A 13,887-nucleotide genomic window follows, 5' to 3' on the forward strand; every position below is an offset into this window, starting at 1 on the left:
TCGAACCATTCCGCGCAGGCATGCCTGCGCAGCCGACACCCAGCACGGTGACCAGTGAGGCGATCGTGTGGTGGGGCATCTGGGAGCACCAGGAGTGCGGCGCCATCAGTGAGGATGAGTGGGTGGACGACGTGTGGCCCGCCGACTCCGGCCACGGCTGCGGCCAGGGCGGGCCGGTGACCTGGCACGCCGAGTGGGAGTGGGAGGCCTGCGGCGCGGGTGGCGGCGAACCTGTTCGAGGATGGCACCACCGCCCACGCCAGTCACGACTGCGACACCGACCACGACGACCTCCTAGACGACGAGGAGACTGGGGGAGCCGCCGCGTGAGCACAACCTCTTCGTCCGCGCGAAGAACCTGCTCTCCGCTCCCGCAAGGCACCGGCCCACGCCACCACCCGTCATCCAGCGATCAACCCCGCGGGCGGGCGGGTGTTTTACGAGCGACCACCTATGAAACAGTCCCCGTCGAGACCGGCCTGGTACCTGGCTGTCCACAGTCAGGGGCGGCTGGGGTGGTCCGGGTAGCCCGTGTCTGCCTGGAGTGCGCTGGGGTCCGTGCCGAGCGCGTCGGCAACCTGCTGGAGGGGCAGGTTCTGGCGCAGGGCCACGGCGAGCAGTTGGTGGACGCTCAGGTCGGCGATCTGGCGGATTCGCGCCGCGGCACGCAGCCCTTCCAGCGGGCTGGTCTCGGCGAAAGGCAGGTTGTGCTGGAAGTTGAGCATCCGGTCGACGAGGTCGCGGCCGATGCGTTCGCTGGCGGGCTCCTCGCCCAGGGCGCACAGCGGAAGCATGTGCTCGCTGCGCCAGAGCCGCTCAGCCTGTGCCTCTCCGTCCAGCAGGGGACAGTCGGCGGAGGCGCGCCAGCCGCAGTTGCAGGCGGCGCGCAACGCCACGGAGCCGGCCCGGGAGAAGTCGCCGGGGACGGCCTCGGCCCCGTCGCCAAGGACTGCGATCGCCGTACCGATGTGCTGCGCCAGCCCGGCGGGGGCGTCCCTCACGGTCCACATGCTCGTTGTACCTCACTTGATCCTTTGCGGTGAAGGTATGATTTTAGGCCGACATCCATCCGGATGTCTTTTCTATGCCTGCTGTCGCCTTGTGGTCGGCTGGGCCGACCCAGGGAGTGTGCTGTGCCAGCCGGGAAGAGCATCGTCGTCACCGGGCTCGGGGCCTACACCCCAGTGGGTACGAGCGTGCCCGCCATGTGGGATGCCTTCCTGGCGGGCCGCTCCGGTACCCGGGCGCTCACCGACGAGTGGGCGAGTGATCTTCCGGTGCGCGTCGCCGCGCGTGCTGCCGGGGACCCGGGCGGAGCGTTCCCGCCGGCCCGTGCCCGTCGGCTGGACCGGGCGGCGCAGTTCGCACTGCTGGCCGCGGACGAAGCCTGGAAGGACGCGGACCTGCCCGCCCCCTCGGACGGCATGGAGCGCCTCGGAGCGGTCGTGGACCCGGAGTATCTGGGCGTGGTGATCGGCACTGCGGTGGGCGGGGTGACCAGCCTGCTGGACGGTCACACGGCGCTGATGGAGCGCGGTGCGCGCGGCGTTTCGCCGCACATGCCGACCACGATGATCCCGAACAGCCCCGCGGCCCACATCGGCATCACCTACGGGGCGCAGGCCAGCGTCCACACCACGGTCAGCGCCTGCGCCTCCAGCACCGAGGCACTCATCCTGGCTGCCGACATGATCCGCCTGGGGCGCGCGGACCTCGTGATCGCCGGAGGCGCGGAGGCCCCGATCCACCCCGTCGCGCTGGCCGGTTTCGCTGCCATGCGCGCGCTCTCCCAGCGCAATGACGACCCCGCACACGCCTCCCGCCCCTACGACAAGAACCGCGACGGCTTTGTCCTCGGGGAAGGCGCGGGCATGCTCATCCTGGAGGACGAGGCCCACGCCCGTGCTCGCGGCGCCCGTAGCTACTGCCGCTTCGCCGGGACCGGGATATCGGTCGACGCGCACCACATCGCCCAGCCGCAGCCCGAAGGACTCGGCGCCAGCGTCGCCCTCACGCGGGCCCTGCGCGATGCCCAACTCGCGCCAGTGGACATAGGCCACATCAACGCCCATGCCACCGCGACTCCTCTGGGCGATCTGGCCGAGGCCCGTGCTCTGCACCGCACGCTCGCCGGGGCGATCGACCACATCCCGGTCTCGGCGACCAAGTCGATGACCGGACACCTGCAAGGCGCGGTCGGCGCCGTGGAGGCGGTGGCCACCGTGCTTGCCGTCCACCACCGCACCGCGCCGGTGACGATCAACATCGACGACCCCGACGACCAGATACAGCTCGACATCGTCCGGCACGTTCCCCGCCCTCTGGGTCCGGGTCCGCTGGCGGCCCTGAGCAACTCCTTCGGCTTCGGCGGCCAGAACGCGACCGTCGTCTTCACCAGCATCTGAACCTTCAAGGACGCCCCGGATGGCCCGGTACACCTTTCACTGCCCGCTGCGCTGGTCGGACTCCGACACCAACCAGCACATCAATAACGTCGCCTTCGCACGCTACCTCGAAGAGGCGCGCGTCCATCTCCAGTACGACATGACGCGCGCCCTTGCCGACCGCGCGCCCAAGGACACGGCCTACATCGTGGCCCGTCAGGAGATCGCCTTCCGTCGACCCCTGCTGTACCGTCCCGAGCCAGTCACCATAGAGACCTGGGTTACGAAGATCGCCGGAGCCTCACTCGTCCTGGCGTACGAGATCAAGGACGGTGAGGACGTCTATGCGACGGCCTCGTCCACCCTGGTCTCCTTTAACACCGTGCAGCAGCGGCCCGCCCGGCTCAGCGACGCTGAACGCGACTACCTGACACCGCTCCTGGAAGCGTGACCCCTCTGCGGCGACCGGGGCCGACCACCGCTTGACAGTCCGGCTCACAGGTCGTCGGTGGCCACGATCCGTAGGGGCCGGTGGCCCTGGTCGTCGAGCTGGGCGAGTTCGTGGTCGTAGTCGACGGTGATGGAGCCGTAGTAGTTGACCGCTGAGCTGCGGGCCGGGGAGATGTGGGCCAGGACCTCGGCGTCCACCTCGCGGCCGACGTGGGTGAAGCAGTCCAGGAAGGACGTGTGCCGGTCCATCTCCACCAGCAGCGAGGCGATCGGCACGTTCGGCAACGTCCGCTCCAGCTCACCGTGCAACTCATCGGCCTCGGCGGAATGTCCTCCGCGGTGAGCGGGGAGATCACCAGCTCGCCCGCGTCGTTGAGGCGGACCGGCCCATCTCCGCTCTTGAGGGTGTCCTCCAAATCGGTCAGGGCCTCGTCCAGCTCGTCCATCACCAGTGACAGCGCCTCCGACGCATCGGGGCTCTTGCCGACCAGGCGGCAGAACTCCGCCCGGTGCGTGGCCCACTGGGCGGGCTTGAACAGGTAGGCGGCCGGGTTGTCGTAGCGGCGCGAGCCCGGCACGTACACATCCCCCGAACGCAGGCCGTCGCGCAGCGCGAGCAGCACGCACAGCTCCCAGTAGTGCCGGTAGGCGGTCGCGTCCCCCTGGCCGCGGCCTCGTCCAGGTAGCCCTGCCAGCGGGTCGGCACGAACAGCGTGGGCGCCGTCTCAGGGACGGTGCGGGCACCACTCGCGTTCAGCTCTCGGAGGATCTGAAGGGCCTCGATCAGCGGCGCGGCTTCGGTGCCGCCCTTGGACCGCACCGCCGCGAGCACCTTCGGCGCGAACTGGCGGATGTAGGTGTAGGAGCCCTCCAGCAGCCGTAGATGCCCGTGGTCCTTCGGCAGCCGCACGGTGGCCCCGCGTTGGCCGCGATCAGCCTCGACATGCCGATCTTCCCGCGCAGCAGCGTCCCGACTGCCTCGTCCGGGATGCCGGCATCGGCGAGCACCGGCAGGATCTCGTCCAGCAGGGTCAGCCGGTCCTCCGACAGCTTGGCCCGCTCAGCGAGTTCGTCGCGCAGCTGATCCGTGCCCGCGATTCTGAACCCGACAGGGTCTGGTTGAAGAGCTGCACGACGGAGTCCAGGACATCGACTGCGGACTGCGCCAGCAGCGTGAGCAGGATCGGATGGCGCCGGTTCGCCTCCCGCAGCTCCAAGGCATGCGCGGTGAGGCGTCGGCCGATCTGGGCGAGGTGGCGGCGTCGTTCGGCGGGCAGCGCGGACAGGTCGAGGGCGTGCGCGTCCAGGCCGTGCAGGAACAACAGCTTCTCCACCTCGCCACCCACGCTATTGGGCGACGCCTGCACCGGCCCGGTCCCCAGCCAGTGCAGCCGCGAGGCCCGCAGGGCCGGATCGACGACCAGCAGGTTGTCCAGACTGCGAGCGCGCTCACCGGTCAGCAGGTGCGCCACTCGGGCGTGGGTCTCCCGCTCGGCGGCCTGACGGGCGGTGCCGACCTTCTCCAGCAACGTGACCACACCGGGCCGGATCACCCTCGCAGGGGCTACTTCGTTGCTCTTTCGGCGAGTACTACCGGGACTCCCTGGCGGCCTTCGGCTCACTCGGGTGGCGGTGCTCCCAAGCGTTCCCAGCCGGAAACGGCAGGCGAGGGCGCGGGCTCCCAAGCGGCCGGGGCGGTGGCCGCCGCGGTGGGGGCGGCCAGGAGATCGGGGTGCTTGTCGATCCATCGCAGGCCGCCGCGGTCCAGGTGGTGCCGGGCCCGGGTCACCGAGACGTAGGCGAGGCGGTAGTCGTCCACGGTGTAGGGGCGGGGTACTGGCTGTCCGTGCTCGTCGACGTCGCTGCTGGGCTGCGGTTCGAAGTCCTCAGCGATCCTGACAGACGGCCACTCCCGGCCCTTGGCCTTGTGCGCGGTGGAGACCACGACATCAGCCTCATTCTCCTCGGTAAGCTGTCCCACCGCGCTGAGCACGGTCTCCGCTCCGTGCGTGTCGATGATGTCCACCAGCGGCAGCAGGTCACCGCCCATGGGGTCCTCTTCCGCGTACTCCTGCAGCTCGCCCCAGGTCTGGAAGAGCACCAGCTCGGGGTGGGCGGTGCGTCGGCCGGCCTTCAGCTCGCCAGCGGCGCGGGCGAGTTCTTCCAGCGCTCTGGCGCTTCCAACGAGCGCGACGCGCATCCCGTCCTCCAGCAGGCTGAAGATCTCGGTGATGGTGCCCGCGTTCGTCCGGCACAAGATGGCCCGGGGATGGTCGAGAGGGCCGATGGTGGTGTCGATGGCCGGGTTTCCCCGCAGGCGGATCGGTGATCCCGCGGCGTCGAGCCACCGGTTAGCCTCCCCGGCCAGGGACGGGCCGAACCGGAAGGACTGCGAGAGCACCAGCTGCCTGCCCTCGAACCCGGTCATGACGTCCCGTGCGCCGCGCCAGCCGTAGATGGCCTGAGCGGAGTCACCGACCATGATGAGCTGGGCGTGTGAGCGCTGGGCGTTGAAGACTTCCTCCAGCACCGGGTTGGTGTCCTGCGCCTCGTCCAGCAGCAGGAAGTCGCCGGGAAGCACCGGCTGGGTCATGGACCAGATCTTCAGGGCGTGGTTCGGGTTGAACCGCACCTTGCGCCCGCCGGGGTCCTGGAGGTCATCCCAGGCCCGCTTGGCATACGGCAGCAGGAAGAGGGCGACCTTGGGGCGCTGTCCGGCGTCGAGGCCGCGGATGTAGGGCAGGTGCTTGGGCAGCAGCCCGGTGTCGCTGGAGTGGCAGAACTTCTCCACCATGCCGAGCGCGGCAGACGACAGCGCCTTGTGGGTCATCACCCGCTCGCCGAAGGTCACCCGCATCGTGCGGGCGATGCCAAGACGCTCTCCGGCTCGCCAGGCCGGTTCACGCGGCGCCTCGTAGCGCTCGCCGTAGCGAGAGGCGAGCGCCTTCATGGCGATCGAATGCGGGGTCTGACAGCGCACATTCCGGGGAAAGCGGCGTGCCGCGTCGTTGACGACCGACCGGTTGAAGGCAAGGAACATCCCGCGGCGGCGGTCAGCGTGAGCGAGCATCACCAGCGTGGTGGTCTTGCCTGTACCGGCCCCGGCCTGCAAAGCGAAGTGTTCCCCGCGGCGCTTCACCTCCACCGCGAGGTCCTGCTCCGGCGTCGGCGGCGGCCCCTTCCGCGGAACCGGTGCCCTACGCGGTGCCCCGGCCGCCTGAGCAGGCGGCCAGGGCACCGCGCCGCCTTCCGAAGTGGTGGCCAGGTAGCGCAAGTAGTCCTCGGCCAGCTGAAGGGCGCGCTGGTTCAGCGCATCGGAAGCTCCAGCCCGGGTGCTCACACCGAGCTTGCTGTTGAGCCGCCGGTTGATCTCAGCATGAGGGAGCCCCGAGAGGCGGGCGATCTGCGAGACGAGGCGGGACAGCTGGCCAGCCAGCGACAACTCCCTCGGCTGCTTCCTCACCTTCTTCTCCGGGGTGGCGAAGAGGGGAATCTGATCCTCCGTATCCCGCCCGACTTCCTGGTGCCCTCGGCGTGGCGGCTTGCGGCTCACCGGCTCTCCTCCCACAAACACCCCGCGCAATGCAGCGTACCGGCATCACTACAGAGGGTGGCAAGACAGTGGGAGCAGGCCCGTGGCACCCCGAGGGAGGCCCTTTCCGCTCGTGGCCTGCGGACACCCCCGCGAGGGCCACGCGGAGATGCTGGTCCGGCCCGGCCGGCCGGTCCCGCCGGGCGGCCCAGAATGTCTCGCCGCGCACCCGGTGAGCCGGCTATGCGCTACCGGCTGCCAGCAGCCCGCCCCGTGCTGGGCCACAAGCGTCTCTGCCCCACCCCTACAGGAGTGCGTGAGTGACCTCCCCGGGTCCGAGCCCTCCGTTGATGACCTCTCCGCGTTGATCCCCGCCATGACGCGGGCCGCCGATGCAGATCCGGAGCTGGCGTCGATCGGCGAGCGGTGACGGAGAGGGCCCGGCGGAGGCGCTGCCGTCGGCCTCGGGGAACAACGGAACAGCGGTTAGTGCTGAGGGCTGATCCCCCGGTCAGAGGCCGCTGGCGTCGATCAGCCAGTACCGGTGGTGGCAGACGGTGATGTTCGTGGGGTTGAGGTCGACCACTCCGGCCCGGGGGTACGGGGCGCGCGGCGCGGTGCCGTCGTTGGGCAGGTACGGCATCGCCAGGACCTCGATGTCGGCGCCGGTGCCGTACGGGCGGGGCATGGTCCACAGCGTGGTGGGCGGAGCGTGGGCGAACCCCTGGTCCCGGAGTCCGCGGAGGGTGCGGTGCTCGCGCCGATTGCGGCCGGCCTCCGTCTCGACCTTGTAGACGGTGGTACGGGCGGGGTTGAGGATGACGGCTCGGTGGGCGCCTTCACCGACCGGTTCCCAACCCTTCGGGTCGTCATACGGGCTGCATTCCGGGCGCCAGTCGGCCACGGTCTGGGCCTCGTTGAAGGAGCCGACGACGGAGCGGGGCAGCGGGCACCGTACCCGAAGCGTCGGCCGCAGCCCGGGAATCGGGAGCGTTCCGCCCGGGTGGGCGTGCGGCACGGCGTCCACGACGTCCGCGCCGTCCCAGACGCGGGTCACGTGATTGCGGCCCCACACGGCGGTGCCGGTGCGGGGCGGGAGGAGGTCAACGGTGTACTTCTCGCTGTCGAGCACGCCGGTGACGGTGCCGTGCGCGCCCCAGTCCTCGTACGGGGCGATGTACTGGATGGTCGTCCCGGGCTGGAGCATCAGCGGCCGGCCGTCTGCTCATCGTGCTCGTGCAGCATCCGCAAGACAGTTTCCGGTGAGGGATGCTGGCCCTTCTTCTTGCCGCTGGTGATGACGAGCCGGGCTGCCATCTCCCGCAGGCTCAGTTTTTGTTCCCGCTGCCCGCGAGTAAGCCCTGGCGACTCGTGGTCATACGGAGAGCGCGGCAGGTCGTAACGGAGGAAAGCAACCAGCGACTTACGGCGATTCCCGCTGACTCGCGACGTCCTAGACAGCTTCACTGTTCCCTTCATGCGGCTGGTCAAGTTGCTGCTCGCGTTTGCGCTGCTCGACTCGTAGCATTTCGATCTCCCGGGCGAGCTTAGCCAGCCTGGAGTGCTCCCCACCCTCGTCATAGGGGTGAATGCCCAGGTCGAAAGCCGTAGCGTGGCGTTCAATTTCGTCCGCCGTCTGCTGGAGGTAGAAGGCTCGCTCACGCCACTTGTAGTATCCGGCGAAACCTGCTGCTGCAGCTACGGCGAAGGTGATGCCCATGGCCCAGTACTTGAGCGGGGCCGGAGTGTCAGCGAGGGCAGATACGGAGGTTCCCCCCAAAGACCCCAGAATAATGAGGTTTTCTCAACGGAGATCATTTCCAGTGCCTGTTGAGGATGAGGACTGCGCGTGTGATGTCGCCGATCCTGCTGGGGCTGAGGGTGACGTACTTCAGCGTTCGCCAGCGCTCCTTGAGTTCAGCGATGGCTCGTTCTCCCAGGGCGCGCATGCCGCGCAGGAGTGAGTTGTAGGTGCGGTTGTCGGTGTGTAGATGGCCGGTGGTCTGCCCGGCGGGCTTCTTGACGGGGGTGTGGACGCCGATGCCGGCGCCTTCGTAGCCGGAGTCGGCGAGGGTGCGTAGGCCCTGGCGGGCCGCCGCGTACAGGGCGGGCAGGACGTGGGTACGGGCGGCGGTCAGATTGTGGGTGGAGCCGGGTTCGGCGTCGGATGTCCACAGCGGGGTGCCGTCCGGGGCGGCGAGGAACTGCACGTTTGCGCCGAAGCGCTTGTGCTTGCCGGAGTACCAGGCGTCGATCTCCTTGCCCTTCACGCTCAGCGCGGTCCCGGCGAGGCGGTCGGTGGCGATCAGGGTGCCGTCCAGGATCACGTGGCTCATCCCCTCCTGGCGGCAGCGTTCCAGCACTTCGTGCAGGCTGGGGGCCTGGGCGGCCAGGACGTCGATGCCTTCGTGCAGGTAGCGGTAGCCGGTGGCCTGGGAGATACCGGCATCCCGGGCCAGGCAGTGCACGCAGCCGCGTGTGCGGAACCAGCGCAGCACCAGGATGGCCTGGCGGAAGGTGCCCAGCGCCCGCGAGCCCTGGGGAGTACCGATCTGGCGCCGGTGCGCGGCCAGCAGCCGCGACAGGTACTCCACCACGTGGCGCGGGACATCGAGCATGGCAACATAGGTGACCAACGTGAAGCCTCTGGTTCAACGGACGATCTTGTGGTGAGAACCGTCCTACCAGGGGCTTTACGTCTGCCCACAACCGGGGTCCGCCTGCCCGTTCCATCCCCAACCGCCGGGATCACCCCGTAACGCGAAGATCATTTCATTGAGAAAACCTCAATGATGGCTTGGGCGACGTTGTGCTTCCTCCTGTACTTCCTTCCGTCCTTGCGTAGACCGTCAAGCTCCGCCGGGATTGAGTCCTTGTACGAGTACTGGCGGTCTGGGACTGGAAGTCCGAGGCGAGCGGCGTCTAGGAGGCGCAGTTCCTCCGCTGCCTCAAGTTCGATTTTGAGCTCGCGCGCCTTCTTTTCGTAGTGCCCCTCTGCGCGCTCCTCTACGGAACGGATTACCAAAAAGGTTCCCGCACTGAGCGCGAATATGGGGATGGCAATCTTGTTCGCGAGGGCGATTGCAGACCACCCAACGGCCACGTTCGCAACGATGAAGGTGAAGAGCAAAGCAACGGCAAGGATGCCGGATAGCCAGCGGATTACCGTCTGGGCGGTTCTGATCCGTAAGGCGACCCGGATTTCAGATATGAACTTTTTGTGCTCAATTAGGCGATTTACCCGTTCTGTCGTTTCCTGTGGGGTGCCCTCCATCATTCCCGGCCTCTCTCTTCGTAGGGGTTGAACTGCGGGGGTCGGGTGAAGCATAGGGTCCTGGCTGCGGCCCACCGCTGCATCCGCCATCGCGTCGCCGGGCAGGACCCCGGGGAGCCCCCCACCTTGCACGGGACGAGTGCTTCGCTGTAGCGCCAGAACGAGGAACACCCCACCGGATACACCGGCAAGCATGATCAGTGAGCCCACGCCAGCAGCAACGAGAATCGGATAGGCGGCTTCCAAGATCTTCCCCGCTAGTTCGTGATCACATCGTCGGCTTCGTTGACCGCATACCAGTCGCATCAACGCGACGTAGAGTCAAGTTAGTTGCCCCCCATCACGAGCGGGGTCAGATGCGCCAGTGTCGGATGTGTTCGGCGCAGGTGAACACGTCCGCTTGGCCGGTCCGGACGGCGTGGGCGAGGTCGATGAAGCCGCCGTACGGTTCGGCGAGGCCTTCGCCGGATGCCTGCATGTAGGAGATCGCCACGAGGGCGGCGAAGGTGGGGTTGCGCGCGGGCAGCGGGCGGATACTGACGATTTCGTGGAACAGCGCGGCCGCACGCCATGAGGCGTCGGGCAGGTACCCGAGCCGGGGAGTGTTGACCCGGTGGCGGGCCACCGCGGCCAGCAGACCTGAGAAGTCGCTCACTTCGAGCGCCTTGGGAAGGAACTCGGCCTGCTGCTCAAGCAGCCACGCCACATCGATGTAGAGCTCGGGCGGCATCGCTCAGGCGGCCTTCGCCCCGGGGCGGCCGGTAGCGTCGGGTTCCTCGTCGGGGAACGCGGCCGCGAACTCCTGCACCAGCCCGGACTTGGTCAGCTCCCGGAAGCGGGCCGCCGCCAGTTCCAGACGCGGATCGCGCTCGGCAGCTTCCGTGAGCAGCGCCGTGACCGTCGTCTGTTCCGCCTCGGCGCGCAGCTTGAGCCGCTCGGCCGTCTCCGGGCTCACCCGGATAGTGATCTTCTCTGTCTTCTCGCCCATACCCGGCACTGTACGGCACATGCCATACAGAAGGCAGGGGGCAGCGGCACACAGCTGCGGTGTGTGCCCGGCTATCTCGCCGCGAGCAGCGCGCAGGTCACCGCTCCCCCCTCACACTCCTCGGTAAGTCCTCTCGTGCTCTCCTGCCGCGTCCGGGAGGGCCCGCCCCGCTCGGGCGGGGAACGACTGCTCGTCCAGGACCGGCGTCCCGTCCTTACCCGGACCACCCCCGCTCGCGCGGGGGCGACGTCCTCACCGAGGACGAGCTGGACGCGGCACCGGACCAACCCCGCAGGCGTGGGGACGACGGACCGGCTACGGCGCCAGCCGCCGTATAGGGGGAGCAACCCCGTCCCGTAGGGGGTCGACCAGTTCGTCGGCGCTGTTCCAGCCCCGCGTCGGCACCACACCCGGGTTGCTGTCACGCCAGTCGCGCCGGGTCTGGATGGAGCGGGTGGAGGTGTGCCAGCAGGCGGCGTACACCCGGCGTGCCAGCGGCTGTGGCAGTCGTAGCGGGACCGCCTTCTCGTAGCCGCCGTCCCTGGATCTGGGCCAGTGGCCGGGGCCCAGGGCCTGATCGGGTACGGGCGGCCATCGCCGCTGTGCCCAGCCTCGGGCGGACCACCCCCGCTCGCGCGGGGACCACGCTTCTTGGCCTGGGGTTTGTCGGGTGTGGCAGTGGTTTTTCGTTCGATTGCTTTTGGGGTGGTTAGTGCGGGTGAGGCTACCGCTCGCCCCGGGGCCCGGCGCACGGAGCAACCCTGCGAGGACGACCCCGCCGGGTTGGGTGGACACCAGCCGGGGGTGGACCACCCCCGCGGGCGCGGGGGCGACCTACGTTGCGCCTCGGCCGACGTGGTCGGATCCGCCCTCGCTCGTTACCTCACCGGCTCGAAGCGAATCCGGGGGCTCACGAGAAGGCGACGCTGGAAACACGTGCCTTGTAGAACCGGGCATCACGCCCATAGCCTTCCAGTTGCCTCCTGAAGGACGGTTTTCCGGTGCTGTCGAAGAACTGCACGTACTTGCTCCACCACTGCTCGCTCGCCTGCACCCAGAAGGAGTTTCCGGAGGCGACTCTGGAATAGGACTTCACTCCGACTCCGGTCGGGTTCCAACCCTGGATCAGTCCGGTCGCCTTGTGGACCCGCTGGACGATTCCGCCTCCGGTGATGAGCAGGTAGGCGGAATTCCCGTAATCTGTATCGAGGCTGTGCCCGTTGTACGGCCGCTCGGGCCAGGAGTGTTTCCACACTAGTTCGAGCCTGGTGTCGAGGTGGTCTCCCGCGACCCGGTACTTGGCGAGGGTCCAGGTGCCGAGTGCCCACAAGTGGCTCCCGTCGTACCAGAGCCCGTGCGCTCCCTGGAACCTGATTTCCTGGACCCTCCGGAGGCTGCCCGGGTCATGGACGTCGGTGGGCCCGTACACGGTGAGGAAACCCGGCCAGTTCACTCGGTCGGAGTGCCCCGAGGACGCGGTCACGACGGCACCGATCCCGGGTATGCGCTCGATCGCGTGCGGCTTTCCGTAGGGCCTGGCGGACCACAGAAGTGCACCTGCCGGATCCTCGTTGGGCATGTCGACGATACCGACCTTGCCCTCCGACGCGGCGACCAGGGCAACCCATCCGAAAGCACCGGTGTCACGGAATCTGATGTCCGACAGATGCCTCCACGTGTTCTTCCCCTCCTCGTCGATGGCTACGGGCGGCGACCAGCGCCATATCCGGTTGGCCGGAGTCCAGGGTTTGTTCACCGGATGGATGAGAATTTCGTTCGCCGCTTGCTCACAGACGGCCACGTGGTAAGTGCCGGCGGCGTACGCGTCGCCCGGCAGCGCCAACGACGCGAACGGCGCACCCACAGCAGTGGCAGCCGCACTCCTCAACAGATGTCTACGGTCCATTCCCACCCCAGAAAGAAGATGCCGACCTCCTGTCGGCACCGGCCAACCTACCCCAGCGTTCTTGAATCCGGCCGCCTCCAGGCGGACTCGCCGCGAAGGGCGGGTACGGTAAGGACGAGACCTCGGATGGAAGGACAGTCAGCTGACTGCTGCCCTCCGCCGCGAGTTGGACACCGCCAGCGTGCGGGCGACCTTCGCGCACATCGGGCACAGATACCGCCCTCTCGGTGTGCTCGGGCAAGGGCCGCTGACTGTTCGCCCCACACCCTGCGCATCACGGTGACGATCTGCCGCTGCCCTGGCCCCCCAGCACGCCGCCCGCGCCACCGCCGAACAGAACGGGGATGCCCGATGAACAGTACCGTCCGCCTCGCGATGGCACGCGAGGCCACCCCCACCGGCTACCGCGAGGACAACGCCCTGACCGGCGTTCTGTGGAGCGGTCTCTACTCGTTCCGGCGGTGACCGATCCACAGAACCCGCACCATCTCAACCGCCGCCCGACGACGGGCAGGCTTGGCGGAGTACACCGCGGTGACCGCGAAGACCCCGATGAACAGTAGATAGGTCACAAGGGCCGCGAGCAGCATCCAGACAAGGGCCGGGACCTCGGCGAAAAACGGCAGTATCGCCGCCACAGCAGCTCCATCAGTACTTGGTCAATCTCCGCACTGACGGGGCGGCTTACCGCAGCATCCAGCGCCCGATCCAACGATCTTGAATCGTCGGCCGGTTCCACCCGCCCCTATCGGCTAGGCAGGACGCCATCGCTGCGTACCCTCCGGCGGTCACGAGCCGCCTGCCGGGCGATCCCGGACGAGAGCTGACCTCAGAATGCCACAACCCAGCGACACGTGGAGGGCCCATGGCGGGATCGGCGGGCGGTTTACGTGGTGCTGGCAGGCGACCGCCATGCCCGGCGTGCGTACGCGGGTGTGTGCAGAACTGTGCCGTCATCCTGGCGCAGGTGCCGCGGGGAGGGGGGTGTGGGTGGTGAACGGTGGCGACCAAAACACCAAAATGCTGTGATCTGCGCCACATTAACGGGGGCTTGCGCAGGTCATGGGACTGTCTGCTATCGGAACATCACATTCCGCTCAGAACGTGTGTCGCTGAGTTAACCCTGGGGGGTGGCGATTTCGGTGATGTGGGTGGGAACGCACGTTCCGCCGCTGCCCGCAGTACGCGGTCGGCGGTACCCCACTCGTATGCAGGGAGGACCTCGTGGGGCTTGAATGGCCCTGGTATGTGCTTGCACTCGTCGGCGCCTATCAGTTGACCGCCGCAGGGCGACGGCCTGGGCGTGCTCGCGCAGCGGCAGGCCTTGCTTGTCCGAGGTGGCGGCCACGTAGT

General features: G+C 68.2%; 14 protein-coding genes. 2 read left to right on the forward strand and 12 right to left on the reverse strand.

All coding sequences use genetic code 11. The features are described from left to right. Positions 1–500 precede the first annotated feature (500 nt). Positions 501–1,001: a hypothetical protein gene (locus JJV70_RS16005; RefSeq protein ID WP_219048654.1), complete on the reverse strand. Its 501-nt coding sequence runs from the start codon at positions 999–1,001 to the stop codon at positions 501–503. 132 nt (positions 1,002–1,133) lie between these two features. Here JJV70_RS16005 and JJV70_RS16010 point away from each other — a divergent pair, with 132 nt between their 5' ends. Both JJV70_RS16010 and JJV70_RS16015 read left to right on the forward strand, forming a co-directional pair. Then, on the forward strand, positions 1,134–2,405 hold the full coding sequence (locus tag JJV70_RS16010; protein ID WP_308294839.1) for a beta-ketoacyl-[acyl-carrier-protein] synthase family protein: 1,272 nt from the start codon (positions 1,134–1,136) through the stop codon (positions 2,403–2,405). 19 nt (positions 2,406–2,424) lie between these two features. Next, on the forward strand, positions 2,425–2,835 hold the full coding sequence (locus tag JJV70_RS16015; protein WP_219048656.1) for a thioesterase family protein: 411 nt from the start codon (positions 2,425–2,427) through the stop codon (positions 2,833–2,835). A gap of 44 nt (positions 2,836–2,879) precedes the next feature. Here JJV70_RS16015 and JJV70_RS16020 read toward each other — a convergent pair whose 3' ends face one another. The 11 genes from JJV70_RS16020 to JJV70_RS16070 all read right to left on the reverse strand — a co-directional run bounded on the left by JJV70_RS16020 (position 2,880) and on the right by JJV70_RS16070 (position 13,172). Then, complete coding sequence (locus tag JJV70_RS16020) at positions 2,880–3,110, reverse strand: hypothetical protein (protein ID WP_219048657.1); 231 nt, start codon at positions 3,108–3,110, stop codon at positions 2,880–2,882. A gap of 755 nt (positions 3,111–3,865) precedes the next feature. Further along, positions 3,866–4,372: a hypothetical protein gene (locus tag JJV70_RS16025; protein WP_219048658.1), complete on the reverse strand. Its 507-nt coding sequence runs from the start codon at positions 4,370–4,372 to the stop codon at positions 3,866–3,868. 80 nt (positions 4,373–4,452) lie between these two features. Then, entirely contained in the window at positions 4,453–6,387 is a 1,935-nt protein-coding gene (locus JJV70_RS16030; RefSeq protein WP_308294840.1) for a UvrD-helicase domain-containing protein, read from the reverse strand. Between the two features lie 490 nt (positions 6,388–6,877). Then, positions 6,878–7,573: a hypothetical protein gene (locus JJV70_RS16035; RefSeq protein WP_219048659.1), complete on the reverse strand. Its 696-nt coding sequence runs from the start codon at positions 7,571–7,573 to the stop codon at positions 6,878–6,880. Between the two features lie 246 nt (positions 7,574–7,819). Beyond that, positions 7,820–8,161: an SLATT domain-containing protein gene (locus JJV70_RS16040; protein WP_308294841.1), complete on the reverse strand. Its 342-nt coding sequence runs from the start codon at positions 8,159–8,161 to the stop codon at positions 7,820–7,822. Positions 8,162–8,180: 19 nt separating this feature from the next. Continuing rightward, positions 8,181–9,002: a transposase family protein gene (locus tag JJV70_RS16045; protein ID WP_219048661.1), complete on the reverse strand. Its 822-nt coding sequence runs from the start codon at positions 9,000–9,002 to the stop codon at positions 8,181–8,183. Between the two features lie 131 nt (positions 9,003–9,133). Beyond that, positions 9,134–9,643, reverse strand: coding sequence for a hypothetical protein (locus JJV70_RS16050; RefSeq protein ID WP_219048662.1), 510 nt, complete (start codon positions 9,641–9,643; stop codon positions 9,134–9,136). 349 nt (positions 9,644–9,992) lie between these two features. Beyond that, positions 9,993–10,370: a toxin Doc gene (locus JJV70_RS16055; protein ID WP_219048663.1), complete on the reverse strand. Its 378-nt coding sequence runs from the start codon at positions 10,368–10,370 to the stop codon at positions 9,993–9,995. Positions 10,371–10,373: 3 nt separating this feature from the next. Next, positions 10,374–10,628, reverse strand: a complete 255-nt coding sequence (locus tag JJV70_RS16060; RefSeq protein WP_219048664.1) for a hypothetical protein — start codon at positions 10,626–10,628, stop codon at positions 10,374–10,376. Between the two features lie 910 nt (positions 10,629–11,538). Then, positions 11,539–12,534 (reverse strand): hypothetical protein, encoded by a 996-nt coding sequence (locus JJV70_RS16065; protein WP_219048665.1) that lies wholly within the window; start codon positions 12,532–12,534, stop codon positions 11,539–11,541. A 446-nt stretch (positions 12,535–12,980) separates the two neighbouring features. Further along, a complete protein-coding gene (locus tag JJV70_RS16070) occupies positions 12,981–13,172 on the reverse strand; it encodes a hypothetical protein (protein WP_219048666.1) in 192 nt (63 codons plus the stop codon). Positions 13,173–13,887 lie beyond the last annotated feature (715 nt).

Source organism: Streptomyces sp. JJ66 (assembly GCF_019303495.1).
GTDB lineage: Bacteria > Actinomycetota > Actinomycetes > Streptomycetales > Streptomycetaceae > Streptomyces.